At 34.4% G+C, this 25,009-nt stretch carries 26 protein-coding genes; 20 read left to right on the top strand and 6 right to left on the bottom strand.

Annotated features, from left to right (window positions below):
• Positions 1-9 precede the first annotated feature (9 nt).
• From EG344_RS21755 to EG344_RS21710, 10 genes are all read left to right on the top strand, one after another.
• The gene (locus EG344_RS21755) at positions 10-420 is read left to right on the top strand and encodes a copper resistance protein NlpE N-terminal domain-containing protein (RefSeq protein ID WP_123911391.1); all 411 of its coding nucleotides are present in this window, start codon (positions 10-12) and stop codon (positions 418-420) included.
• A gap of 255 nt (positions 421-675) precedes the next feature.
• Entirely contained in the window at positions 676-2,166 is a 1,491-nt protein-coding gene (locus EG344_RS21750) for a sodium:solute symporter family transporter (RefSeq protein WP_123911390.1), read from the top strand.
• The gene (locus tag EG344_RS21745; protein ID WP_123911389.1) at positions 2,163-3,683 is read left to right on the top strand and encodes a class I adenylate-forming enzyme family protein; all 1,521 of its coding nucleotides are present in this window, start codon (positions 2,163-2,165) and stop codon (positions 3,681-3,683) included. The genes EG344_RS21750 and EG344_RS21745 overlap by 4 nt, the downstream gene beginning before the upstream one ends.
• Positions 3,684-3,751: 68 nt before the next feature.
• A complete protein-coding gene (locus tag EG344_RS21740) occupies positions 3,752-4,621 on the top strand; it encodes an alpha/beta fold hydrolase (protein ID WP_164464488.1) in 870 nt (289 codons plus the stop codon).
• Between the two features lie 41 nt (positions 4,622-4,662).
• Positions 4,663-6,081, top strand: a complete 1,419-nt coding sequence (locus tag EG344_RS21735) for a hypothetical protein (protein WP_123911387.1) — start codon at positions 4,663-4,665, stop codon at positions 6,079-6,081.
• Between the two features lie 147 nt (positions 6,082-6,228).
• Positions 6,229-7,266 carry a TonB-dependent receptor gene (locus EG344_RS21730; protein WP_123911386.1) on the top strand — a complete coding sequence of 346 codons (1,038 nt, stop codon included), beginning with the start codon at positions 6,229-6,231 and terminating at the stop codon, positions 7,264-7,266.
• On the top strand, positions 7,224-8,474 hold the full coding sequence (locus EG344_RS21725) for a TonB-dependent receptor domain-containing protein (RefSeq protein ID WP_123911385.1): 1,251 nt from the start codon (positions 7,224-7,226) through the stop codon (positions 8,472-8,474). Before EG344_RS21730 ends, EG344_RS21725 begins: the two co-directional genes overlap by 43 nt.
• Positions 8,475-8,481: 7 nt before the next feature.
• On the top strand, positions 8,482-9,264 hold the full coding sequence (locus EG344_RS21720; protein ID WP_123911384.1) for an alpha/beta fold hydrolase: 783 nt from the start codon (positions 8,482-8,484) through the stop codon (positions 9,262-9,264).
• Positions 9,257-10,027, top strand: coding sequence for a 3-hydroxybutyrate dehydrogenase (locus EG344_RS21715; RefSeq protein WP_123911383.1), 771 nt, complete (start codon positions 9,257-9,259; stop codon positions 10,025-10,027). The genes EG344_RS21720 and EG344_RS21715 overlap by 8 nt, the downstream gene beginning before the upstream one ends.
• 275 nt (positions 10,028-10,302) lie before the next feature.
• The gene (locus EG344_RS21710; protein WP_164464487.1) at positions 10,303-11,280 is read left to right on the top strand and encodes a helix-turn-helix domain-containing protein; all 978 of its coding nucleotides are present in this window, start codon (positions 10,303-10,305) and stop codon (positions 11,278-11,280) included.
• Positions 11,281-11,473: 193 nt separating this feature from the next.
• Here EG344_RS21710 and EG344_RS21705 read toward each other — a convergent pair whose 3' ends face one another.
• The 4 genes from EG344_RS21705 to EG344_RS21690 all read right to left on the bottom strand — a co-directional run bounded on the left by EG344_RS21705 (position 11,474) and on the right by EG344_RS21690 (position 14,735).
• On the bottom strand, positions 11,474-12,835 hold the full coding sequence (locus EG344_RS21705; protein WP_123911381.1) for a S41 family peptidase: 1,362 nt from the start codon (positions 12,833-12,835) through the stop codon (positions 11,474-11,476).
• Between the two features lie 179 nt (positions 12,836-13,014).
• The gene (locus EG344_RS21700) at positions 13,015-13,608 is read right to left on the bottom strand and encodes a hypothetical protein (RefSeq protein ID WP_123911380.1); all 594 of its coding nucleotides are present in this window, start codon (positions 13,606-13,608) and stop codon (positions 13,015-13,017) included.
• A gap of 3 nt (positions 13,609-13,611) precedes the next feature.
• Positions 13,612-14,151 carry a hypothetical protein gene (locus EG344_RS21695; protein WP_123911379.1) on the bottom strand — a complete coding sequence of 180 codons (540 nt, stop codon included), beginning with the start codon at positions 14,149-14,151 and terminating at the stop codon, positions 13,612-13,614.
• A 32-nt stretch (positions 14,152-14,183) separates the two neighbouring features.
• Positions 14,184-14,735 carry an SMI1/KNR4 family protein gene (locus tag EG344_RS21690; protein WP_123911378.1) on the bottom strand — a complete coding sequence of 184 codons (552 nt, stop codon included), beginning with the start codon at positions 14,733-14,735 and terminating at the stop codon, positions 14,184-14,186.
• Between the two features lie 99 nt (positions 14,736-14,834).
• Between EG344_RS21690 and EG344_RS21685 the strand changes: the two genes are divergently transcribed.
• The gene (locus tag EG344_RS21685) at positions 14,835-15,230 is read left to right on the top strand and encodes a VOC family protein (protein WP_123911377.1); all 396 of its coding nucleotides are present in this window, start codon (positions 14,835-14,837) and stop codon (positions 15,228-15,230) included.
• Positions 15,231-16,597: 1,367 nt separating this feature from the next.
• Here the strand turns inward: EG344_RS21685 and EG344_RS21680 are convergent.
• Positions 16,598-17,380, bottom strand: coding sequence for a YdcF family protein (locus EG344_RS21680; RefSeq protein ID WP_123911376.1), 783 nt, complete (start codon positions 17,378-17,380; stop codon positions 16,598-16,600).
• Between the two features lie 436 nt (positions 17,381-17,816).
• Between EG344_RS21680 and EG344_RS21675 the strand changes: the two genes are divergently transcribed.
• The 8 genes from EG344_RS21675 (at position 17,817) to EG344_RS21640 (ending at position 22,950) form a co-directional block, all read left to right on the top strand.
• Complete coding sequence (locus EG344_RS21675) at positions 17,817-18,629, top strand: helix-turn-helix domain-containing protein (RefSeq protein WP_123911375.1); 813 nt, start codon at positions 17,817-17,819, stop codon at positions 18,627-18,629.
• Positions 18,630-18,695: 66 nt separating this feature from the next.
• Positions 18,696-19,169: a DUF6265 family protein gene (locus EG344_RS21670; RefSeq protein ID WP_123911374.1), complete on the top strand. Its 474-nt coding sequence runs from the start codon at positions 18,696-18,698 to the stop codon at positions 19,167-19,169.
• 81 nt (positions 19,170-19,250) lie between these two features.
• On the top strand, positions 19,251-19,616 hold the full coding sequence (locus tag EG344_RS21665; RefSeq protein ID WP_123911373.1) for a hypothetical protein: 366 nt from the start codon (positions 19,251-19,253) through the stop codon (positions 19,614-19,616).
• Between the two features lie 126 nt (positions 19,617-19,742).
• Positions 19,743-20,072 carry an ArsR/SmtB family transcription factor gene (locus tag EG344_RS21660; protein WP_123911372.1) on the top strand — a complete coding sequence of 110 codons (330 nt, stop codon included), beginning with the start codon at positions 19,743-19,745 and terminating at the stop codon, positions 20,070-20,072.
• Positions 20,073-20,193: 121 nt separating this feature from the next.
• A complete protein-coding gene (locus tag EG344_RS21655) occupies positions 20,194-20,652 on the top strand; it encodes an SRPBCC domain-containing protein (protein ID WP_123911371.1) in 459 nt (152 codons plus the stop codon).
• A 163-nt stretch (positions 20,653-20,815) separates the two neighbouring features.
• Positions 20,816-21,394 (top strand): YdeI/OmpD-associated family protein, encoded by a 579-nt coding sequence (locus EG344_RS21650; RefSeq protein ID WP_123911370.1) that lies wholly within the window; start codon positions 20,816-20,818, stop codon positions 21,392-21,394.
• Positions 21,395-21,413: 19 nt separating this feature from the next.
• Positions 21,414-21,815, top strand: coding sequence for a DoxX family protein (locus tag EG344_RS21645; protein ID WP_123911369.1), 402 nt, complete (start codon positions 21,414-21,416; stop codon positions 21,813-21,815).
• Between the two features lie 577 nt (positions 21,816-22,392).
• The gene (locus EG344_RS21640) at positions 22,393-22,950 is read left to right on the top strand and encodes a DUF4256 domain-containing protein (protein WP_123911368.1); all 558 of its coding nucleotides are present in this window, start codon (positions 22,393-22,395) and stop codon (positions 22,948-22,950) included.
• Between the two features lie 369 nt (positions 22,951-23,319).
• On the opposite strand, the gene EG344_RS21635 is transcribed toward EG344_RS21640, so the two are convergent.
• The gene (locus EG344_RS21635) at positions 23,320-24,276 is read right to left on the bottom strand and encodes a hypothetical protein (protein WP_123911367.1); all 957 of its coding nucleotides are present in this window, start codon (positions 24,274-24,276) and stop codon (positions 23,320-23,322) included.
• 144 nt (positions 24,277-24,420) lie between these two features.
• On the opposite strand from EG344_RS21635, the gene EG344_RS21630 reads away from it, so the two are divergent.
• On the top strand, positions 24,421-24,921 hold the full coding sequence (locus tag EG344_RS21630; protein WP_123911366.1) for a hypothetical protein: 501 nt from the start codon (positions 24,421-24,423) through the stop codon (positions 24,919-24,921).
• Positions 24,922-25,009: the final 88 nt, after the last annotated feature.

The following is a 25,009-nucleotide window of genomic DNA, read 5'->3' as shown; positions in this document are numbered from 1 at the left end:
TACATAATTATGAAAAAGATTATTATAGCAGCCTTATCTGTCTCAGTAATGGGATTAGCATTTTCTTGCAATTCAATGAAAAGTTCAACCAGTGGAAATGGAAGTACAGTAACTTCTTCTTCTGATTTTAAAGCAGGAAAATATGCAGGGAAAACACCTTCAGGAAATGTGGTGATTACCTTCAATGCCGACAATACATTTGCATTAGCAGAAACCCTATCAGGCAGTACAGATCCAATGTCAAGTACAGGAACCTGGAAATTTGATACAAATACAAAAAAAGTAATTCTTGTTTATAAAAATATTGCAGACAGGGTAACAACATTCTCTATTGTTGATGGAAAAACAATTCAGATGAATAGTGGAAGTGCATGGACTTCCCAGACCTCGGGTTCAGAATATAATCTGACTCGTCAATAAACGTAATAAACTTTTAATACACATCAATCCCGATAAAATTTTATCGGGATTGATTATTTTTATTAAGCACGGAAATCATATAGCAAGAACCTATATCAAGCATCAATCAAATTATGTCACACTATAACTAAACCATTTATTTATAGCTTTTTTTGATTAAATAACCTATTATTATTAGTAAGTCATACTTACTTTTCGGTTGAATGCTATAGGAAAGTTTTTTGCTTTCTGTTTTTTTGTATCAAAATATACAAGATGAATGTTGATAACAACTGGACAGTATTGATTGGAATTGTATTGGCAATGTATGCTGTAGCCATTATCTTTTTTGTAATAAGAGGTGCTAGGAAAGCCAATAATATGAAAGATTATGCTGTGGGAAATATGAGTTTTTCCCCTTGGATGGTAGGGCTTTCTTTGGCTGCTTCTATGACGAGTGCAGCATCATTTATTATCAATCCGGGGTTTATAGCACTATATGGCGTTTCCGGTTTTATTTCATTAGGTATTATCCTTCCTTTGTCAGCCTTTATTTCATTAACGGTTATGGCGAAGAGCTTTGCCAATGTAGGAGTACAGTTCAATGCAAAAACGATGGCAGAATGGATGGGAAATCGTTTTAAGAGCCAGGCTTATCGCTTTTTCTTTGCATTTTTAGGATTACTTCTCATTTCTTTTATTGTCTTGATTAATGTTGGAATTACCAATGTCATATCAAAAGCTTTACATATTGATCCATTTTATGTTCTGCTTATTATTACAGTTTTTGTCTTTGGCTATATGATGTTTGGAGGAGCCAATTCATTGATGTACACCAATAGTATGCAGGTCATTTTTAAGCTTTTAGTTGCCTTAATTATGTTAGGCTCCGGATTCTATCTTTTTAAAGACGGTATAGGAAGCTTTCTTGGCAAATTACATGATATAGATCCAAATCTTACCACCTTAACAAACAAAGAAAGTCCTCTTTTCCGGGATTTTTTTGAAATTGTGGTTTGTCAGATCATCGTAGGAGTGGCCATTATCTGCCAGCCTCATATTATCACCAAAACATTAATGCTGAAAAGTCCGGCACATGTCAATAAATTTTTGCTCAGTGCCATTGTATTTATGACACTTTTCTTTCTTGTGGTGGGAGTAGGGTTCTATGCCAGAATTATATATCCTGATCTTAGTATTAACGGACAGAAAATGAAGATGGATGAAATTATTCCTAATTATGTGGTTGCCCGTTTTTCAGTATTGGTGGGAATGATTGTTGTAGTGGGCTTAGTTTCGGCTGGGCAGGCAACATTGGAGAGCCTCATTCAATCTATTTCCAGCAGTATTACATTAGATATTTTAGAACCTATATTTAAAGAAAAGGTAGCCAGACACAACCTTTTAGTCAATAAATTTGTGATTATCATCTTAGCTGTGGTCAGTTTTCTCATTAGTTACCAGCAGATTATAAATCCCACCTTAAGTGTTGGAATTTTTGCTCAAATGGGCGTGTATGGCTATTTTGCAGCGGCTTTTGTTCCTATTATTTTTGGAACATTTGTTAAAGGAGTAAAGTTATCTACTGTATTTATAGCATCTGTAACAGCATTTGTAGTCCATTTTGGAATTTATTTTTTAGCCATTACCCCTTATATGAAAGGGCCTATCAAAAACCCTGGTGTTTCCGCAGCCATTGCGATTCTTATTTCTTTGCTGATCGCAATTATTTTACATATTTTTAATAGAAACAAAATTGAGTCATGAATGGTTTGGACTGGATAAGCAAATGGTCAAATTATCTTCCCCATAAGATTGCGGTGGTTGAATTGGATACTCAAACAGAATATTCGTATAGAGCAATGCATCGGTATTCTTTTGCGGTCACACAGATCTTAAAATCCAAATACAGAGAAGGAGATCGTATTGCTGTGCTTGCAGAACAATCAGCGTTGATGATTGCCCTTTTTTCGGCATGTCAGCGTTTGGGAATTATCCTGGTTCCCATTAATTATCGTCTTTCTGCAAAAGAAATATTTGAATTATTAAAGGACTGTGAACCCTCTCTAATTATTTTTAATGAAAATTTTAAAGATAAACTGACTTTTGCAAAAGATTATTTCAATTGCATCTCCAAAACCAATTTTGTAGATCATGTGTACAACATTGACGTTCCGGATGACTTCATCAGCTTTAATTTTACTATTAAAGAAGACTTGCCCATTTTTCTGTTCTATACTTCCGGGACAACCCAAAAGCCTAAAGGGGTTCTTTATACCAACAAAATGCTTTTCTGGAATAGCCTTAACACAACCATGCAGCTAGAACTGACCTCCCATGACAAAACAATAAATATACTTCCTCCATATCATACTTCCGGATGGAATGTCTTTGTCACTCCATTACTTCATAACGGCGGAACGATAGAACTCCTGAAAAAATTTGAAGCTTCTGACGTCCTAAGTGCATTAGAGAAAACAAAATCAACAGTATTTATATGTCTTCCTACAGTTCTTCAGATGATTGCTAAAGATCCCGATTTTGAGAAAACCAATCTTTCTTCTTTGCGTTATATCGTAACAGGGGGCGAGTTTATCACACAACAAGCCATTGAATTCTGGTGGAAGGAAAAAAATATATTAATACGCCCTGGTTATGGACTTACGGAAGCAGGCCCCAGCATTACCTCTCTTCATCAGGATATGATCTTTGAAAAACCTAATTCCATTGGAAAAGCAAACTTTTATGTTGAAATTGACATTAAGGATTCTAATGGTCAGTCTGTCGGAGATTATGAAACCGGTGAGCTTTGTATAAAAGGACCTATTGTAACCTCCGGATATTGGAATAATTCTGTGGCTACTAAAAATCAATTGAGAGAGGGGTGGTTTTATACAAGAGATTTAGCCTATCGGGACAGTGAGGGGTATTATTTTCTAAAAGGCAGAATGGATGAAATGTACATTTCCGGTGGTGAAAATATTTTTCCTCAGGAGATCGAACAACTTATTAACCAGTATCCTCATGTAGAAAAAACTATTGTATTACCGGTTAATCATGATGTTTGGGGGTCTGTTGGCGCAGCATTTATAAAAACAACCCAAGATCTGAAGCAAACAGATATTGAAAATTACCTCAAAGATAAGCTGGCTAAGTATAAATTCCCGAAACACTACATTTTTATAACTGATTTTCCAGCGACCAGTATAGGCAAAATATCCAGAAAAGAGTTATATAAATTATTTAACAAACAAAATAATAATGAACAATCCCACTTGTTATGAATAAGTTATTTTTATTGATATTACTCCCTATACTATCTCTCTGCAAGGCACAAAATAATACTTCAAAGATGGAATCTATGTTATCTCCGTACACTTTTAAAACTCATTATTCAACCCTTAAAGAAGGAAAACTTGCTTACATAAAGGAAGGCACAGATAAACCCGTCTTACTCTTTATACACGGACTCAGCAGCAATGCAGATGCATGGTCCCGGAATATTGAAAACCTTAAAAAGTATTATACCTGTATTGCTTTAGATCTTCCCGGATATGGAAAGTCCTATAAAAAAGCGAAGGAATTTACTCCTACTTATTTTGCCAAAATCATTAAAGAATTTGCCGATCAACACAAAATAAAACGATTTGTTCTCATCGGACATTCCATGGGAGGGCAAGCTTCTATAAAATTTACTGAATTATACCCCCAATATGTAGACCAGCTTGTATTGATTGCTCCGGCCGGGATTGAAGAGTTTTCAGAAGCAGAATCTTCTACTTTAAAAAACTTCACTACCAAAGACCTGATTATCAAAACTTCAGATGAACAGATTGATCGAAATTATTCCCTTAATTTCTATACGATGCCCAATGAAGCGAAAAAAATGGTTAGTGAAAGAAAGAAAATAAAAACGGCATATGATTTTAATGATCACGCATTGGCTATTGAAAAATCAGTAAATGGAATGCTGGATGATAAAGTCATTGATGGTATTAAGAACCTCAAACTGCCTGTTCTTTTCCTTTTTGCACAAAACGACCTCCTGATCCCCAATAAATTTCTTCATCCGTCAATGACGATCAATGATGTAGCCGGTAAAGCCCAAGAGATGATACCTAGCGCTAAGATCGTTATTATCCCGGAAAGCGGGCATTTTTTGCAGTTTGAGAAACCGGAAATTGTCAACAAGGAAATCCGTACTTTTATTTCGGCCTATTAACAGGATTCAAAAAGAAGTAAAATAATTAAAACACATCCATTATGAAACCAAAACTGAAAATTTTTGAAAATTTCAGTCACTCTATTCTTCCTCATGAAGCACTCTATCTAAGTAAGCTTGCCAATTTTCAGGATGAAGGAAAAAGAGAGATCTTCAATAAGGTTATTCATAATGCATTACATCCTGAAAATATTCAAGAATTTGATGATACGATAGATAAACGAAAGTATCACTATATCAAATCCTGGATTGAAGATAAGCTCTATATAATTGATGTGGACAAAATAGGGAATTGGCTGTTAGAGTTTAAACGAAAACTTTTTCTGGACCTTATAACACCTAAGGATGAAAAAGAGATGTTGGAATTTGTGAAAACCTATCATAAAATCGGCTTTAACTTTCAGAATCTTTACGAAATCATGAAAGAATACAGGTCTTATCTGATGATACGATTGCGATTTGAAGACCATCAGGTGATCTCTCAGTTTTTGGAAAAATTCAGGGAAGCCTATAAAAAATCCAGGGATATTCAGGAAAAATTATACCAGGCCACCATTGATATTACCGAACAATACACCTCCAAAAATCGTTTTCCCATTTATTGGGAAAGATGGCTTACAAAAGTATTCATGACTCCGGATATCAACGGCAGCAACCGTTACAAAGCATTTATTCTTCTTGCTTTTCTTTATAATACAGCAGGAAATGAAAAAAAACTTCAGCATATTTTCGATCATATTGACCAGTTTTTTAGTCATGGTGAAATGTATTGCAGAAGACTACTTTACAACTATTATTCCAGCAGGGTTTTGCTGTATTCCAAACAGAATGATCTTAAAAATGCTATCTATTATGGCAAACTTTCAATCCGACAGGAGAATGAAGATACTTTAATGTATGTCAACACCCTGGCTTCTATGTATTTTAGAGCCAATGCAATATCGGAGGCTAAAGATCTTTTGGAAAATTATATTTCATATTATGAAAACTCCCATAATTACTATCGGAAAATAACCTTTGTATCCAATCAGCTTCGGGTTTTTACTGAACTTCGCCAATTTCAGAAAGCAGAGAATATTGCTAAATACTTTCTCAATAAATACGAAGATGAGATTTTGCAGTATCGAATGCACTATTTTTTCACATTTTATACCCATTTGCTATTACATTCAGAAAAGTATGGGGAAATACTAAATCTTGAAAAAAAATATAAGCTGATTATGAATGAATCACAAAGAAAAATAAAACCTGATTATATTCCCAATCTTTTGTGGAGTATCTCATTGGCTCAATACATGGAGAACCAAATCTCCAAAGAACATCTTATTGAAAAAATATCCAAAACCATTGCCGATGTAAAGCTTACAAAAACCAATGCAAATTTCCTCAGAATTACGGCTTCTCATCTTTCTCAGAATTTACCTCAGTTAACTTCTGTTTTTAAGTCATACCTAACTTAAAATCTATTAATGGCAAGATATTTATGCATATTTATAAATATTTAATCATCCTTTAAGCTTTTAGTCACAGGAGTAAAAAAGCAGTGCGACAATTCTTTACTCTTACTTTCCATTTATCATTGTATTAATAAAAACAACCAAGTTATTATGAAAAAATACTTTTTTCTTTTAGCAATGATGAATACGGCAGCATATTATGCACAGAAAGACTCAGCATCAACCAAAACAAGAGATATAGAAGGAATTACAGTGACAGCCAGCAGAAAAGCTCAAAAAATCACAGAAGTTCCGGCTACTGTAAATATTATTAATGCTAAAGATATTCAGGAATTTACCAGTTTCAATGTTGGGGAGCTGGCAGCCAGGCAAAAAGGAGTAGATTTTGTACGGTCAGGCGTTTTGGGAACCGGAATTAATATAAGAGGGTTCAATTCTGCATTCAATTCCAAAAATTTACAGCTTACGGATGACCGTGTTCAGACCCTTGTAGCAACAGGACTTCCGTTTGGAACATTTTCAACGGTCATAAAGGAAGATATAGAAAAAGTAGAAATTTTATTAGGTCCCAACGGAACTTTATACGGACCTAATGCTCATAATGGGCTGGTCAATACGATCACCAAAAATCCTTTCCGTTCTCAAGGGACAACGCTTACTTTTGGAGCCGGAAACCAGAATGTCTTGACAACAAGAGTACGTCATGCACAGGCATTAAACAAAAGTTTGGCATTTAAAGTTGCTTTAGAACATACCCAGGGAACAGAATTCAATTACGTTGATTCCGTATATGTTAATAATAAGGCCTATCCTGAATTAGATTTGAACAGAGACTTTTCTTCAACCAAATTTAATGGGCAGCTGAATTACAGGCTTCCAGGAAAATCAGAACTGGTAGCTTATTACGGACACAGCAATAATAATAACCTTGCCGTAACGAGTGCCGGGAGGAACCAAATTAAAGACTGGAATATTGATGAACTTCAGCTGAAATATATTCACCCTAGATTTTTCCTCAATACTTATTATACATGGAGTAATACGGATAAAACGTATGCAATCAATCAGAGAACACAAAATTATGTTTCTATGGTCAACGCAGGTTTTTCGGATGCAGAGGCAAGGGAGCGTTCATATACACAGCAATGGTTTCCGGTACCTGCACTTCCTTCGGGGGAGTATTTTTAAACCGGGGAGCCTTATTTAAAGATAATTCTAAAAGATTTAATGCCGAAGGGCAGTATAACAATACCTGGGGAGCATTGAGTGTGATTGGAGGGGTACAGTTTCAAAGAGATATGGCTTATACAAAAAATACATATATGCTGGATTTTGATGGTCCTATCAATGTAAATCAGTTAGGAGTTTATGGCCAGGCTGAATATAAAATAGACGGATGGGGGTTCTTAGGGGCTCTGCGTCTGGATAAACATGATTATTATGGCAGTAATTTGCTTCCCAAAGCGGCGATTACCAAAAAAGTAGGGGATGGACATTTCAGATTAACGTATGGAAAAGGAATGGCCGTACCTTCTATCATGAATCTTAAGGGTTATTTATTCGGTGGACTTGTACTGGGGAATGGGGAAGGATTCTCTTTATCAGACGGGACTCAAATTGCCTCATTAAAAGTAGAAACCATTAACTCTTTCGAGGTAGGATATAAAGGAAACCTGGGCAAGAAATTTTGGTTAGATGCCAATGCTTATTATAATATGTCAGAGAACTTTATAGGACCTCTTCTTAATATTGCAACGGGCGGCAGGACTGTAACAAAAATGGGAAATACCCCTTTGTCTGATATTCCTGGTGCTAATCCGGCGATGGTACTTACGTATTCTAATTTTGGAAAAGTGAAAACGTATGGTTTTGATATAGGATTAAATTATTACTGGACCGATCATTTAAAAACAGTCATCAACTATTCTTATTTTGGACGGGATATTGATAAAAACGATTTGGCCAATGATGGAGATCATAACGGAAAAGTAACAGATACTGATATCCCGATCAATACCCCAGCCAACAAATTTTCTTTAGGTTTTAATTATACTACCCCCCAATTTTTTGGTGCAGTGTATGGAAGGTTTGTTCAAAAATATGATTTCTTTTCAGGGATTAATATTGCCGCCAAGACACAGGATTTAGATGGGGATGGAAAGAATGATATCTTTGAAAATGCCAGAAATGGAAGAACCTGGAACTATGGACAGTTAGGAGGTTTTACAGTAGATCTCAATGCCGGATACAATTTTAGTAACGGCATATCCATTGGAACGAATGTGACCAATTTGTTTAATGCAAAAGTAAGAGAGTTCGTTGCTTCTCCCGTCATTGGAACACTGGTTTCTGTAGAGTTCAAATACAACATTGATTTTTTCAAAAAAAATAATTAAACTTTCTATGGCTTTGATAAATGTGAATGGAGTAGATATTAATTATATTGACTCCGGAAGTGGAACGCCTGTCGTACTGCTTCATGGGTTGGGATCATCCAATAGAGACTGGGATCTTCAAATCCCGGTATTAGCCCAAAAATTTAGAGTTATTGCTCCTGATTTAAGAGCTCATGGTCATTCAACCAGAGTACCAGAAAAACAAGGAGTTGAATATATGATGGAAGATATTTTCCAGCTTCTTAAAAAAACAGGAATTTCCAAAGCAAATATGGTAGGCTTTTCTATGGGCGGAGCAGTTTCGTTTGAATTAGCGTACCAACATCCTGAAATAGTGGATAAAATGATTATTATCAATTCCAGCCCTGATTTTAATAACTCAAACTCTACAGGAATAGATCTATTAGCCGAAAGAACTGAAGTAATCAAGACAAAAGGATTCCATGCTTTGGCAGAAAAAATAGCAACAGGAATGTTTCCTGAAGAACATCAGAAAACCTGGAGAGAAAGCTTTCAAAAAAGAGTAGTAAGCAATGATGAAGATGCCTATCTTCTTACTTTCGGGGAATTAATGAAATGGGGACTTGGTACCCGTTTGAAAGAGATCTCTCATAAGACCCTGATTATAACTTCAGATCATGATTATACTTCAGTAGAATATAAAAGAAGTTATCAGGAAAAAATGAAAAATGCAGCATTGGTCGTCATAAACAATTCTCGACATGGTGTAGTTTTGGACGGAGCAGAACAATTGAATCGTGAAATATTAAATTTTTTATTAAATGGCTAAGAATGTAGTTATTACTGGTAGTACCAGCGGAATTGGATTAGGAGTAGCAGAAGCTTTTGCTAAAAATGGAGATCATGTGATTTTTAATGGTTTAGAGCGTAATGGAGCTGAAATTGCTGCAAGTTATGCGGATCAGTATTCCATAAAAACAGGATTTATTCATTCAAATCTAATAACACCGGAAGGAGTTCAGCAACTTATTGATTATAGTTATGAAACCTTAGGAAGTATTGACGTTCTTGTGAATAATGCTGGAATTCAATATGTTTCTCCTATTGAGGATTTTCCTGTCGAAAAATACCAGCAGATTATTGCACTTAATATGAATGCTGCCTTCTACGCCTCAAGAGCCGTTTTTGCGAAGATGAAACACCAAAGATTCGGAAGAATAATTAATATCTCTTCAGTACACGGAATACGTGCCTCTGAATACAAATCAGCTTATGTTATGGCAAAGCACGGAGTAATAGGACTTACCAAAGTTCTTGCATTAGAAGGAGCTTCATACAATGTTACCTCTAATGCCATCTGTCCTGGCTATGTAAAAACGCCTCTTGTGGAAGGACAAATTGCTGATCAGGCCCAGGCACACCACATGAGCGAACATGAAGTCATAGAAAAAATAATGTTACAAAAGCAAGCTGTAAAATCATTCATTCCGGTGGAAAAAATTGCTGAAATGGCACTGTTTTTAGCCGCAGAAAATGCAGCTTCCATATCCGGTGCCCATTTTGTGTTAGATGGAGGATGGAGTGCCCAATAATACCAGCAATGATGATCTTCTAAAGAAGTCGGATTTGATAGAGTAGGATGGAGTAGAGGCTACATACTGTTAATAATTACCTGTTTCAATTCAAGAAAATTTTTCTTCACCTAATAAAGTGGGTGTATACCTTACTCTTAGCTCAATGATGCAAATGTAAATTTATAAAGCATGCATATTTTGGCATGAAATTATCTAAATACAATGATCTATTTACACATATGATGGCTTTGACTGTAAAAAATGACCCTGTAACAAGGTTGAAATTTGAACTAATGGACAGATATTTAGTTCTCATGATTTTTATACTAATCTCTTTTACAGCAATTTACAAGTTTCACATCCAGGACAAAATGATTTTCCATTATCTGATTTGTGGAATACTATTTTTAAGCATTACTTATTTTTTTTCACGAAAAAGATATTCTCAAAATCTAATTGTCAATACCTACATGATCCTTGCGCCCATCTATAATATTTTTGTAATGGCGGCTTTTTGGAATGATTCTATAGCAACTTTTTTCTGGCTATTACCCATTCCTTTGGGAGCCCATATATTTTTTTCAAAAAAAGCAATGATTATGTATATAGTCTATGCCTTAATCACCATCGTCATTGCTATCGTTGTTGCGTACAATCCATCAATATTGGGCGGTATTGGATTCAGTTTTTTTAAGCATACTCAAAAAGAAATTATGTTTAGTGATACTTTTTTATTCATTTCAAACATCCTAGTTATAGCTTTACTTATTTATTACAAAGGCAAAATAAGAAAACAGGAAATGTTTCAACAGCAATTTGATTTTATAGAATCTCAAAAAGAGATCATTAAAGAACATAAAAATCAAATTAAAAGAACATCGAAAAGCCCCTCAGATCAAATAGATACTGAAATTATGAAAAATGTATTTGATAAGATTGAGGTTATCATGACTCAACAAATGCTTTTTAAGGATGTTAAATTGAACCTTTCAAAAGTAAGTGTCTCATTAGACGTTAATAGCGCATACATTTCTAAAGCTATTCGTTATAAAGGGTACACAAATTTTAATACGTTCCTGAACATGTATAGAATTAATTATGTGAAAAAGCTATTTTCCCAAACAGATTTCCAAAAATCGACCTTAATGTACGTGTATACGGAAGCAGGGTTTTCTAATCAGTCAACCTTTAACAGAGTTTTTAAGCAATTTGAAGGAATTACTCCTTCAGAATATATTCAACAAAAATTGAATACTCAAGAAGATGTATAATACATTGTAAAAAACTGGACTAAATATTTTTTAGAATAGAAACATTGTTTAATATTTTAATAATGAAAGCTTTAAAGCTTTGAGAAAGAGAAGTTTCATTTGAGATGAAAAGTCCGTAAAATATTCTATTTAACATAATATAAATTATAGGAAAAATATATTATTACAGAAAAAGAGTACATAATAACTTCATTTATTGCTTTATAAGCCTTTCTACCGTATAATCCAAAGCTTTTCCTGCTTCAATCTGTATATCAGGCATTACACCATGTCTGTCATGCTCTGTGGCTCCAATATTAAAATCTATTGTAGATGATATGTTCAGAAACAGTTTTGAATTGGGCAACTGTCTATTTACAACTTCTCCAGGCGAAATTATAAATCCCCCGGTTTCTGATCCTATAATTTTCCCGGCTTTATAAAATTTGAATGCGTTGGCAAAATCTGCTGCAGATGAAAAAGTCTGGCCGCTTGTCAGCAGATAAACATTTCCTGTAAAGCGTTCATTCTTATCCTTAGGCTCAATTATATTTTTCGAGTGATCTATAACACCTACAGTTCCGGATATTCCCTGTAAATAATTTTTTAATTCCGTAGAATCGATTCCTGAGGATTTCCTCAAATATTCTTTACGGATATCACTGTATTTAACAAGCGTTTTTTCATACTGTGAAAATGGCTTGGATACCAAATATTTTAAAAGATCATCACCAAGCTCAGAATTTCCGCCGCCATTGTCCCTGATGTCAATGATAAGATTCTGAATGCCTTCAGCCTTTAATTCTAAAAACATTTGCGCTAAAAAAGGTCTGAATTTCTCTATATCAGCAAACTGTCTGAAAGTAAAAACTGCGTAGTTTTTCTCCTTTGTAACCTCATAATAGTAACTTTTAGTAACTATATTACGGGAAGTTATGGATTTCTTCTCTGATTTTCTTATTAAAGGAATCTCTAATTTTTGCCCCTGATCAAAGGTTATTTCCAATATATTTCCCTTGGTAAAGAACAAATTATAATAGTTATTGAAAAAATATTCACTTAGTTCTAATCTGCTTTTTTTGCTTTCACCACTGGTATAGTGCTGCAATAACTCTAAAATTTTTGTTGAATTTATGCTATTTATATCAGTGATTTCCAGCCCTTTTAAATCCTCTGTAAAAGCTTCATGATAACTTGATTTAATGGACTTTACAAAAACACCATCTTCCGAAACTCTCACCGAAAATGGAAAAATAAAGTAATCTGTTTTGCTTATATAATCTGAAATATTCAGTTCCGTATGACCATCTTCGAGCATCACCATCACAGGCTGAAATGCTTTATAAAAATCAACGATGCTTCTTTTTTTCTGTTTTAAAATATCCTTTTCAGTCTTCTGCATCTCAAAAATGAATTTTTTCCTGGAAATTCCGCTGTAAGGATCTACACTTACTTCATCAATACTTTTAATCATAAAACCCACATCTTCCCTCACCTGCTTTGGGGTCATCTCAGCAGTCTGCGCCAAAGCAATACAGGGCAAAATAACGAATGAGTAAAGGATTTTGCGAAACATAGGCAGTAAGTTTTTAATATATTATGTTAAGTTATCAGGTTGGAAGATGGTAGTTACTTTTAATCGGATACTGCTGATAATCTGCAAAACTACTGTAAAATAGGTTAAAAAAGAGAAAATTGTCCTCACAACACTTCAAGAACTTCCCTCTTCCTACATCTAGCTTCCAGCCAAAATCTCTATCCCCCAAACTTCTCTGCCAAATATCCCTTAACTACTTCAAGGAACTCATCTTTCGTCATAAACCGATCCAGAAATTCTTTAAGCTTACCTTTATTATCAAGCTCATCAAAATAGACCTCATGATCTGTGCTGTAAACGGTTGGATTAGACTGATCAGGATCTTTCGTACAGATGAAATAATGATCCGGATATCCGTAGGAATAGAGAATACAGAAAAATTCAGGTTTAGAAATCCCCACAACCTCCTGTACATAGTTTTCATCAATCAAATCCTCAAATTCTTCCTGGTCTTCTGAGCCTTCTTTAAAAGGAGTAAACATCCAATCTTTCACAAAATATTGTCCATACGCTGAGTCATGCGCTGAAAAATAATGCGACATCAGATTCTCATAGAATTTGTCCTGTTGATTCTGATAGAATTCCTTATTCTCTTCATAAAACTGGTCAATCCCATAAACATCCCAGTCTTTATCATACAAATAGTGAGGAAATTTAATCTGTTTCCAATTCTCTATAAAGCTTTGATCTGCATGTACAGCATCTGTATTTCCACCTAAAGCTTTGATTTTATTAATGATAGTATTGTTCATTTTTTATTTTTTCATAGGGTTATTCAGACCTCCATTCCACAATGTATCTGTTATTTCTTCCTGGTTATACTCATAGTAATTACCGTTTTTATCTTTGTGAGACTGAAATAATTTAATATCATATCTATTGAAATTCAATTTTAAAAAATCAGGAAAATAACTGCTTCCAAAACATATATAATGATAAAACATCCCTTTAAAAGACAAATCATCTGGGTCAGGAACTTCAAAAGTCTTCATTCTTCTTATGATTTCGGTAAGCTCATCCTTAGTAATATCTGTGACTATTTGAGGATCTGGTAAGCTGATATCAAAAGATAGATGCTCTGCTCCATCGCCTTCCCACCATTCCCAAAGATTAAACCAGGACATTTCTTTTCCAGTCATGGAATGAAGCTTATCCTCCAGTTTTTTATATTCTTTATTGTCTTCGTCTCCATGTTCATCACAATAGTCTGTATATTCCAAAATAAGTTTTAAAACTTCAGGATATCGTTTTTCCGCTGTTTCAAAATCCGGTTCTATTTCATCTCTTAACTTCATTATTCAGTTATCTTCAAATATATTATGTTAAATTACCCAACCATAAACCTCTTAGGAAAGCCTTTTCTGCTCTCAACAGTAAAGAATTCATCAAATTCACATGAATGATTTTCGTAATATTGATTTAACTGATTCAAAAAGTCTTCAAGATTGTCAGCAATGACGTTTCTGTCATTATCTCTATTCCAGAATTCAAGAATTTGACCTTTATTTCCGGTAAAAATCCCTTTTAAATCATAACAGATATAATCTCCGCCACCATTATGGAAAATGGGAAGCCAGTTTTCATTCCACAAGTTTTCAATCTCAAAATCTGTCCCTATCATCGAAGTCATTTCCTGAGCAATGTCCAAAGCCTCTTCCAAAGGAATCAACATAGAATTATTCACAAAAGAATCATAACAATCACTTGCCTGCCCGTTTTTCCACCTATAAAGCGCTCTCAGATCTTCAGGAATCCGGATACCATATTGTTTTTCAAGCCTTTGAATATCCTTTTCAGCCAATGGTGCCTTTAAATGATTATAAAATTCCGGTCTTAATTTCTTAATATGTAAATCTAATGTCTCAAGTATCTTTTCCATTGATTTCTTTCTGTCCATTAAAAATACAAAATCTTGCCACATGACAAGCTCTGTCTGGGTAAAAGGCAGTAATTTTATCCTAACCAAAAATAGAATATTATGAAACCTAAAATGATCTGGGCCAATCTGGCGGTTGCCAACTTGGAACGTACTCAAAAATTTTATGAAGCAATAGGATGTAAACCCAATAATCCCCATACTTCTGATGAGTTAGTAAGCTTCTTTTTCGGAGAAAACGATTTTATTATTCATTTCTTTCTGAAAAATATATTAGAAACTAATGTAAAACAGGTAACATTTGGTGATTCCCAAACCTCTAATGAAATCATATTTACCGTGTCTGCAGAAACTAATGAACAGGTAGACCAATGGGCTGAAGAAGTTGAAAAAGCTGGCGGAACCTTAGTCTCAAAACCTGAAGGTTTTGGAAACAATTATTATGGTTTTGTCTTTGCAGATCCTGATGGTCATAAATTTAATGTCTTCAAAATGTAAAAACTCTAACATTTTAGCCTAAAATGAAATTTGCCCATAAATCGCCTGTAATTTCACTCAGATAGCATAGGTACTGGATTGAAAATACGGCTTATTTGGGCTTCTTATCACTTTTTTGTATTTCAGGGCTTTTCTGTGGTTTTTGAAAGATTTTATAGAAAAAACATACTGATTTCGTTGGAGAAAACAAGATGATAATTTAAAATACCGCATGTAAGTAAATTCAATAGAGATGGGCTTTAGCCTATCCGATAAAAAAATACAATCAATTTGGCTTTAGCCAAAACTTATTAAAACTGTTTAACATTTTAAAGCAAACGGACACTTAAGCTAACTCAAGAGTCCGGTTCTCTGTATTATAAATCGAGAAATAGAATTTCATTTATCGCATTAGTTTAATTTTAACGCAAAGTTTTATCATTCTTCTTGGGTATCTTTAAGGAAGCAAAAGTGGAATCAATTTCATTGATCCTTTCTAAGCGAACGCATAGCCATACAGCTTCATCAGCGATTTATCGCAATTCTTAGCATCCTTAAAAATAAACCGGTTCAATCAATTTTCTTTGCGTTAAAAAAAAACAGAATTTTATCATAGTCATTAATAAACTGATAAACAGAATTTTATTTATTGAATTAATTTAATTTCTAACGCAAAGTTTTATGATGACTCTTGGGTATTTTTAAGGAAGCAAAGATGAAATCAATTTCATTGATTCTTTCTAAGCGAGCGCATAACCATACAACTTCATCAGCGATTTATCGCAATTCTTAGCATCCTTAAAAATAAACCGGTTCAATAAATTTTCTTTGCGTTAAAAAACAGCATTTTATCATAGTCATTAATAAACTGATAAACAGAATTTTATTTATTGAATTAATTTAATTTCTAACGCAAAGTTTTATGATGACTCTTGGGTATTTTTAAGGAAGCAAAGATGAAATCAATTTCATTGATTCTTTCTAAGCGAACGCATAGCCATACAGCTTCTTCAACGACGAAGTCGCTCCTTTGCTCACTTAAAATAAAACGGTTCAATCAATTTTCTTTGCGTTAAAAAAAATAGCATTTTATCATAGTCATTAATAAACTGATAAACAGAATTTTATTTATTGGATTAATTTAATTTTTAACGCAAAGTTTTATCATACTTCTTGGGTATTTTTAAGGAAGTAAAAGTGGAATCAATTTCATTGATTCTTTCTAAGCGAACGCGTAGCCATACAGTTTCTTCAACGACAAAGTCGCTCCCTTTGCTCACTTAAAATAAAACGGTTCAATCAATTTTCTTTACATTAAAAAAATTGAAGATATATTTCTTCAGATTATTACATAATCCCAAATTAATTCCTTATCCTTTAATAGAATACTATTTATTCATCCCTAAACCGTTATACAACTGTACCTGCCATATTCCCACTACCTCTTTAAGCATGACAAAGGTAAATGCAGCATTATAACTGTTAGGAAATACAGTGATTTCAGTATCTATAAAATCTGATGACTGTGGAATAGGTTTTAATCCAAAAGTCTGAAATAAAGCAACAGATCTTTTCATGTGAAAACCAGAAGTCACCAGATATAGGTTTGAAGCTCCCATCTTTTTCAAAATCTCATTCGAAAATTTTGCATTCTGATAGGTGTTCATGCTTTGATCTTCTTTAATAATATCAGCATCTTCTACCCCCATCCTTTTAAAATTTTCACTGAAAAGTTCTGCCTCACTTTTCTTTCCTCTTCCTTTTCCGGAAATTATTATTTTACAAGGCTGATTATTTTTCTTAAACTCATGATACAGCTGATAAGCGGTTACCATTCTTGAATAAGACATGGTGTGTAATTTTTCTGTATGGTCAATATCTACAACACCGCCACCCAATACAACAATAACAGGAATCTGACCCACTGTATTTTTTACATCAGGTGTATTGAGATAGCTTTCCTGCAGATATCCGGAAGTTAGTTTTCCCAGAAACCCATTTCCTATAAAGATAATCATCAATACGGTTGTTATAAGAATTCCTATTCTCCATTTTTTACTCTTATTCTTCCTTCTCAGCAGGGCGATAATGACTACTGCAAGAAATACTAAAAAATAAGGTTCTGTAAAAAGCTGTAAAACACGAAATAAAAGGTCTAATAAAAATTTCATCGATGATACTATTGATTAATGCTCAGAAAACATTGGCTTTTCAAAGATAAGGTTATTTCATGACTAGTGCTTTTCTCACTGTATTTCAATGATTTATTAAGTGATAACTTTTGTGTTAACTTTAAAATACTAAGATTTTATTTTTTAAAACACAAAGTTTATGGTTGATTCCTATTTTAAGTAAGCAAAGAATTAATCGATTTTCAATCGCTTGGATAAAGCCGGCTCTTATCCATAATCTTCACCAGATAAGTTCACTTGACTACCTTTAGCTCCTTAAAAATACGTAATTACATTATAAAACTTTGCTTCTAATTATCCATATCCATCTGTGTAATCCGTGAAATCCGTGGGAAAAATCTACTGCATTTCAATTGTTTATTAGAATTGATTTTATTTTTTTAATAATTTTAGCCAATTAGAATCATTATATACAATGGATTATCAGATATTCCAACCCCATCCGGAACTGGCTTCACTCATCAAGTGCTACTGGACGCTGGACAGTCCCAAAGAAGACATTCCCCAAACCCAAACCATTGTTCCTGATGGCTGCATGGAAATGATCTTCCATTATGGAGACTTATACAAACAGTATATTGATGGAAAAGCCGTTGTACAGCCAAGATACTGTGTTTTCGGGCAGCTTACTGAACCTTTAAGAATTGAACCTACAGGCATTACCGGAATATTTTCTGTCCGTTTTCATCATAATGGTTTTCTGCCTTTTGCCACCATTCCCATCAAAGAAATGGATGATAAAGCAGTTCCCCTAGAAGACCTGTTTGGAGCTGCCGGAACTGAGTTGGGAGAAAAGATTTTCCTATCCAACACCATACAGGAGAAAATAGATCTGGTAGAAATCTTCCTGAGTGAAATACTGAACACAGAAACCATTGACAAGATTGTACAATCAACCGTCGATATTCTGTTGCAAGTCAATGGGCAAATCTCTGTACATGAACTCTCCCGGCAGACCAATATCAACCGCAGACAATTGGAACGCAGATTCTCTTCAGCAATTGGTATGAGTCCCAAACAGCTTTCCAAAACCATAAGACTTCAGTCAACGCTCAAGCATCTTCTCCATAAGGAATATATTAACCTTACGGCACTTGCTCACGACGCTGAATATTATGACCAGGCTCACTTTATCAAAGATTTTAAAGAATTTACAGGGCTTACCCCAAAAGAATTTTATGGTGATAATCTTCAGATGTCTTATTTATTTTATGGTACAGATTCCTGATGTCGCATTTTTACAATTTTAAGATCATTCCTATCCTGAACTTTGCTGAGATAAAATACGACAGCAATGAAAACAAAACTCATCCCTGCCATCATCACTATCCTGATGATGGGGAGCTGGGCTCAGCAACAAGGTGAACTCAATAAACTGGAATGGCTTCTCGGAACCTGGGAAACCCAAACACCCAAAGGAAGCCTCTATGAAACCTGGAAAAGAAAAGGCCCTACCGAATTTCAGGGAAAAAGCTATTATCTGAAAAATAAAGACACCCTTTTATTCGAGTCTGTCCGATTGATAGAAAAGGATAAAAAGCTGCATTATATTGTTTCTGTAAAGCATCAAAACCATGAGCTTCCCGTAGACTTTGCGACCAAAGAAATCAAAGATCCCACTTCTCTTGTCTTTGAAAATCCGGCTCATGATTTCCCGCAAATGATTGCCTATAAAAAAAAGGGAAAAGATTCTCTGATGGCAGAGATTTCAGGAATGATGAACGGAAGAATGGCCAGCCAGAAATTTCCGATGCGAAAGGTTAAATAGGATAAAAACTAAAAAACAAAATTACGGGAATCCATAATTTTATATCAATCAATGATGATATTTTAGCAAAAATTTAATTCAATGAAACTAGTATCAGAAATTTTGGGAAGAAAATATCATTTATCTTATGACGTAATAAATTGCGATGATGATTTTGAAGGTAAATATGAACAAGCTAAGGAATGTATACTTATATGTTTGAGAAGACATGGAGCAACAAGTGTTAAAAGTCCATGTGAGTCTACAATCATTTTCATATACCCGAATGATAAATTTGATATTGAAAAGCTTGGAGAAGAACTAAAGCCTCATTTTTTCTTCTCTCTTTGCTTAGTAGATAAGGATCAAAAATCACATCATTTTGAGAAAGTTCACCGTAATCTTGAACTAAATGAAAGATTACAAAAAATGTGGGAGGATATTAAATCTACAGTTAAGCCCAATTAAATGAAAATAGAAACCCCTTATGAATTAATTTCATAAGGGGTTTTTCTCTTACATTAAATAAATAATTCAAAAAAAACTTGCGTAGCTAAATAACTACACATATATTTGTAGTCAAATAACTACACAATGAATTTAAGAAGAGATGTATTCCAGGCGATCGCAGACCCTACCAGAAGATCTATATTGATGTTGGTGGCTGCTCAATCCATGACTGCAGGAGCCATTGCTTCCAATTTCGATACCGCAAGACCAACCGTTTCCAAGCATCTTCAGATCCTTACAGAATGTGAACTGTTGAGATCTGAACAAAACGGCCGTGAAATTACTTACCACCTTAATCCTAATAAAATGAAAGAAATAGCCGATTTTATAGAGCCGTTCCGCAACATGTGGGATGAGAAATTCAATAAGCTGGAAAGTGTGATGAAAGCGTACCATGACTTAAAGAATGAGTAAAGTAAATCGTCAATCGTTGGTGAAGGGATAACAACCTTAAACGCTCTCACCCTCCCACTCTAATACTCTAATACTCTAATACTCTAATACTCTAAAACACCAAAACCCTCAAACTCAAAATATGGAACTAAAAACAAAAATCCACGCAGAAGATGGCAAACAGGAAATCTTCATTATCAGAGAATTTGATCTTCCTGTAGAATTGCTTTTCAAGGCGTATACAGAAGCCGAACTTTTTGAACAATGGATGGGAACCAAAGTGACCAAGTTTGAAAATAAACAACATGGAAGTTACCGTTTCGAAACTTCTAATCCTCAGGGAGAAGTAATGTTTAGTGCTAACGGAACCATTCATGACATTGTTGAAAATGAGAAAATTATAAGAACTTTCCAAATGGAAAACACCCCTTTTCCGGTTCAGATCGAGTTTTTAGCATTTGAAAAACTAACGGATACCACCAGCAAAATCACAATCCAGATGATATACAAATCCGTAGACTTCAGAGATCAACATCTGAAAATGCCATTTGCTCAGGGAATTAATATGGCGCATAATCGTTTGCAGGAAATGTTTGAATAGATATCAGATTTCAGATTTCAGATACTGAAAATTAGAAGTTTAAATACCCTCGACTCAATCACTCTCTTCCTCCCAAATTTACAAATTTAAAGCTCCCACTCTAATACTCTAATACTCTAATACTCTAATACTCTAATACTCTCAAACCCTAAAACCCAACTCCATGAATCCAAAAGTTAATTTTTTCTTCGATAAAGCCACACAGTGGAAAGAAGAATTTGAAGCATTAAGAACCATTGCTCTAAGTACCGAATTGGTAGAAGATTTAAAATGGGGATGTCCGTGTTATACCTATGAAGGGAAAAATATATTCTTAATTCACGGATTTAAAGAATATTGTGCCCTACTCTTCTTTAAAGGTGCTTTGATGAAAGATCCTGACCAGATTTTAATTCAGCAGTCTGAAAATGTACAGGCAGCGAGACAAATTCGTTTTACAGATCTTCAACAAATTAATGATCTTAAAAAAGAACTTCGGACGTATATGTTTGAAGCTGTGGAAATTGAAGAATCCGGAGTGAAGGTTGAAATGAAGAAAACCAAAGACTTTGAAATGGTTGAAGAGTTTCAAAACAGACTCGATCAGGATGCTATATTAAAAGATGCTTTTGAAGCCTTAACACCAGGCCGACAAAGAGCTTACCTACTCTACTTTTCCTCTGCCAAACAATCCAAAACCAGGGAAGCAAGAATCGAAAAATGCATTCCTCAAATCCTTGAAGGAAAAGGCCTTAACGACTAATCACAAAAACAAAATTACTATGGAAACATCAAACAAAACAGAAAAAAGAAAAAGAATCATTTATTGGATTTTCACCCTCTGGATGGCTTTAGGTATGATCTCAACAGCCATTGTTCAGCTTATGAAAAATAAGGATGAGCTTGCCAATTTTACCAATCTTGGCTATCCTGCTTATCTTATGACCATTATCGGTGTATGGAAAATTTTGGGAGTCATTGCCATTCTCATCCCGAAACAGCTACTATTAAAAGAATGGGCTTATGCGGGATTTTTCTTTGTGATGTCCGGAGCAGTGATCTCACACCTTATTGTGGGAGATATTGCCGGAAGAACCTTCCCTGCTGTATTGCTCTTTGTGCTGGTTATTATTTCATGGTATTTCAGACCTGCCAACAGAAAAATCTCTCTCAGCGACAACTAATACACAATTAAAAATTTTATGCAGATAATTACATTGATTTTGTTGGAATATCGCAAAGACGCTAAGAATTAAAACCTAATGCTGTTTTTAAGGCGCAAGAAAATCTAAGATTTTCAGCAAATATGAGATAAAACTATGTAGCATTCAATTTTATCGGAGATAAAATCATTGCGCCTTAAAAATATTATCAGCCTCAAAAGTCTCTTGCGCCTTTGCGATTGCCAAAAACAAAAACCAATTCATTCAAAAGAACAAACAGTAAAAAAAGAATGGGCTTATGTTGGATTTTTCTTTGTAATGTCCGGGGCAATACACACGATTAAAAATTTCATCCAGATAATTACATTAATTTTGTTGGAATATCGCAAAGACGCTAAGAATTAAAACCTAATGCTGTTTTAAGGCGCAAGAAAATCTAAGATTTTCAGCAAATATGAGATGAAAGTATGCAGCATTCAATTTTATCGTAGATAAAATCTTTGCGCCTTAAAAATATTATCAGCCTCAAAACCTATTGCGCCTTTGCGATTGCCAACAACAAAAACCAATTCATTCAAAAGAACAAACAAAATTTAACATGAAAAAGAAATCATTAACTCCCGAACAAAGCGAAGCCCTTTTAAAAGTACTGAAAACCCGTTTTGAAAAAAATATGCCCCGCCACAAAGGACTGAAATGGGAAAATATCCAATCCAAACTGGAAGCCAATCCTGAAAAACTCTGGTCTTTAAACGAAATGGAAGAAACGGAAGGCGAACCTGACGTAGTGGATTATAACCAAAAAACAGATGAATATCTCTTCTTCGACTGCTCTCCGGAAAGCCCCAAACGCAGAAGTCTTTGCTACGATTATCCCGCATGGGAATCAAGAAAAGCTAACAAACCGGAAAGCAATGTTATTGATAAAGCATCAGAAATGGGTATTGACATTTTAACCGAAGAACAATACCGCCACCTTCAGGAGTTAGGAAAGTTTGATCAGAAAACATCCAGCTGGATACAAACACCTGCTTCAATCAGAGAACTTGGAGGCGCTGTTTTCTGCGACAGACGCTACAATACGGTATTCTATTATCATAACGGTGCAGATTCTTATTATGCGGCGAGAGGATTTAGGGGGAGTTTGAGGGTTTGAGAGTGTTAGGGTTTGAGAGTGTTAGGGTTTGAGAGTGTTAGGGTTTGAGAGTGTTAGGGTGGAAATGAAAAATCTTTGATTTTTCAAAACTTATGTGCACTTCTTTATACACAAAGCTTGTCTCTTAAAATAACTTAAGTGTCTAAAAATTTTTGTGACTTTTGTGGTTGAAAATAGCATCCTGGATTTTTACAGAAATCAAAGATTCGACATACTCAATGAAAAAGTGGATGCAATAAGAAAATCAACGATTTTCAAAGCTTATGTACACTTATCTATACGCAAAGCTTTTAACTTAATAAACTAAGCATTCAAAAACTTTTGTGACTAAACAATAATTTAAAACCATTAAGATATTTTAAATGTTCGCTAATTTTGCAGCCAGGGAGACTCCACGCTCCAGAATATAATATTAACCCCAAGAAAATTCTGTGCATAATTCACAAATTCTTCTTTTGTAAAGGGCTTTTTTGTTTTTGTATTGATATAAGTTAATGTGGGCTCCTGGACTGCCATAGCGACCAATGGTAATTTTCCTTTATATTGATTAAAAAACGGATAAGAGTTTTTCATCTGAGCCTTTTTATCAGGAACAATGTCCGGGCCGCCCAACCCTATCTTATTTTTATCGGCAAAATCAAATAATCTGGACATATACTGATGATCATTTTCCCATTCACACGGAAAGAAATTGACATATTGTAATACATGAGATTCTTTGAATGCTTGACTTGCAAATTTTAAATTATCCAACTCAGCCTGAAAATATTTATCACAACTAAAGCAGGTTTTATCTTTTTTCATTTCAATATCTATTGAGGTTTCAGGAAGATTAATTCCCTGAATTCTCCCATCAAACCTTTTCCCCAGCTCTCCAATCAGCTTTTGATACCTTGCTCTAACTGCAGGATTCCATTGCTGGGTTACCCAACCACTTCCAACAGGTTTATTCTCGCCCGGATTATCATATTGAGCCACCAATCCACCGGTATACTCCTTCTCCTTCAAAATATAATCAGGAACATATCTTGCCTGAGGCTCAAAAAATCTATCCTGAAGCTGGATAAACAATTTTTTATTTAAAGAAGTTAAATACGCTAAATCTTTTTCAATACCTGAAAAATTATAAACATCTTTTGAAGTCTCCAAAACTCTCCAGTTATAGACAATCTGTACTCCGCCAATATCTTTTCGTACAATCATATTTTCTATATTCTGCAGATCTCCCGATGAAGTATAAATATAGTTTTGAGGGGTTTGCCCCATCAAAAAATTTACGCCTAAAAATAATAATCCTAATCCCAGCTTTCTGACAGTTTGCTTCATAATATGAATTTAAAAATAAAATAATATGAATCATTTTCCGTGCCCAAGTGAATGATATTTTTAAACTTTTATAAAATATCCATTAATATATAAATAGTATCACTAATTTAGCGCTTCAAAATTTGATTTTAAATAACTAAGGATATGAAAAAATTAATCTTATTAGGTGCTGTTTCAGCTTTTTTAATCAATTGTAATAAAAAAACTGAAGCTCCTGCTCCTAAAGTGAATACTGATACTATTGCAGTAGAAGAACCTGTAGTAGATACGCTGGGGCCAAAATCATTCTGCTATGTAGGAGTAACTGGAAAAGACAGTGTTTTCGCTTCTATTGACGACAACCTGGGAACCATTACCGGAAAACTGTCGTATAAAAACAGTGAAAAAGACAGTTCAAAAGGAGACGTAACAGGATTTAAATCTGGAGATACTCTAAAACTAACCTACGAATTCTCTTCTGAAGGTAAAAAAAGCAAAAGAGATATTTACTTCTTACAGAAAGACAATGCTTTAACAGAAGGTATCGGAGATCATAAAGAAGAAGACGGACAGTCAAAATATGCAGACGACAAGAAAATCAGCTATAAAGACGGACAAAAGCTAGGTGCAGCTGACTGTAAAGTAGTGAGCAAAGCCGTAAAATAAACAAACTCTATTGAAGTCAAATAAAAATGCTGTTCTCAACACCTGAGAACAGCATTTTGTTTTATAAATTGTAAACCACAAACATCTG

Source organism: Chryseobacterium sp. G0162 (assembly GCF_003815715.1).
GTDB lineage: Bacteria > Bacteroidota > Bacteroidia > Flavobacteriales > Weeksellaceae > Chryseobacterium.
Note: the sequence above shows the minus strand (reverse complement) of the source record. Positions and strands in the feature narration are given on the sequence as shown.

Bases quoted from the DNA above. Each gene is read 5' to 3' on its own strand.
- EG344_RS21755 (WP_123911391.1), top strand. From the start codon at position 10: ATGAAAAAGATTATTATAGCAGCCTTATCTGTCTCAGTAATGGGATTA.
- EG344_RS21750 (WP_123911390.1), top strand. From the start codon at position 676: ATGAATGTTGATAACAACTGGACAGTATTGATTGGAATTGTATTGGCA.
- EG344_RS21745 (WP_123911389.1), top strand. From the start codon at position 2,163: ATGAATGGTTTGGACTGGATAAGCAAATGGTCAAATTATCTTCCCCAT.
- EG344_RS21740 (WP_164464488.1), top strand. From the start codon at position 3,752: ATGGAATCTATGTTATCTCCGTACACTTTTAAAACTCATTATTCAACC.
- EG344_RS21735 (WP_123911387.1), top strand. From the start codon at position 4,663: ATGAAACCAAAACTGAAAATTTTTGAAAATTTCAGTCACTCTATTCTT.
- EG344_RS21730 (WP_123911386.1), top strand. From the start codon at position 6,229: ATGAAAAAATACTTTTTTCTTTTAGCAATGATGAATACGGCAGCATAT.
- EG344_RS21725 (WP_123911385.1), top strand. From the start codon at position 7,224: ATGGTTTCCGGTACCTGCACTTCCTTCGGGGGAGTATTTTTAAACCGG.
- EG344_RS21720 (WP_123911384.1), top strand. From the start codon at position 8,482: ATGGCTTTGATAAATGTGAATGGAGTAGATATTAATTATATTGACTCC.
- EG344_RS21715 (WP_123911383.1), top strand. From the start codon at position 9,257: ATGGCTAAGAATGTAGTTATTACTGGTAGTACCAGCGGAATTGGATTA.
- EG344_RS21710 (WP_164464487.1), top strand. From the start codon at position 10,303: ATGGACAGATATTTAGTTCTCATGATTTTTATACTAATCTCTTTTACA.
- EG344_RS21705 (WP_123911381.1), bottom strand. From the start codon at position 12,835: ATGTTTCGCAAAATCCTTTACTCATTCGTTATTTTGCCCTGTATTGCT.
- EG344_RS21700 (WP_123911380.1), bottom strand. From the start codon at position 13,608: ATGAACAATACTATCATTAATAAAATCAAAGCTTTAGGTGGAAATACA.
- EG344_RS21695 (WP_123911379.1), bottom strand. From the start codon at position 14,151: ATGAAGTTAAGAGATGAAATAGAACCGGATTTTGAAACAGCGGAAAAA.
- EG344_RS21690 (WP_123911378.1), bottom strand. From the start codon at position 14,735: ATGGAAAAGATACTTGAGACATTAGATTTACATATTAAGAAATTAAGA.
- EG344_RS21685 (WP_123911377.1), top strand. From the start codon at position 14,835: ATGAAACCTAAAATGATCTGGGCCAATCTGGCGGTTGCCAACTTGGAA.
- EG344_RS21680 (WP_123911376.1), bottom strand. From the start codon at position 17,380: ATGAAATTTTTATTAGACCTTTTATTTCGTGTTTTACAGCTTTTTACA.
- EG344_RS21675 (WP_123911375.1), top strand. From the start codon at position 17,817: ATGGATTATCAGATATTCCAACCCCATCCGGAACTGGCTTCACTCATC.
- EG344_RS21670 (WP_123911374.1), top strand. From the start codon at position 18,696: ATGAAAACAAAACTCATCCCTGCCATCATCACTATCCTGATGATGGGG.
- EG344_RS21665 (WP_123911373.1), top strand. From the start codon at position 19,251: ATGAAACTAGTATCAGAAATTTTGGGAAGAAAATATCATTTATCTTAT.
- EG344_RS21660 (WP_123911372.1), top strand. From the start codon at position 19,743: ATGAATTTAAGAAGAGATGTATTCCAGGCGATCGCAGACCCTACCAGA.
- EG344_RS21655 (WP_123911371.1), top strand. From the start codon at position 20,194: ATGGAACTAAAAACAAAAATCCACGCAGAAGATGGCAAACAGGAAATC.
- EG344_RS21650 (WP_123911370.1), top strand. From the start codon at position 20,816: ATGAATCCAAAAGTTAATTTTTTCTTCGATAAAGCCACACAGTGGAAA.
- EG344_RS21645 (WP_123911369.1), top strand. From the start codon at position 21,414: ATGGAAACATCAAACAAAACAGAAAAAAGAAAAAGAATCATTTATTGG.
- EG344_RS21640 (WP_123911368.1), top strand. From the start codon at position 22,393: ATGAAAAAGAAATCATTAACTCCCGAACAAAGCGAAGCCCTTTTAAAA.
- EG344_RS21635 (WP_123911367.1), bottom strand. From the start codon at position 24,276: ATGAAGCAAACTGTCAGAAAGCTGGGATTAGGATTATTATTTTTAGGC.
- EG344_RS21630 (WP_123911366.1), top strand. From the start codon at position 24,421: ATGAAAAAATTAATCTTATTAGGTGCTGTTTCAGCTTTTTTAATCAAT.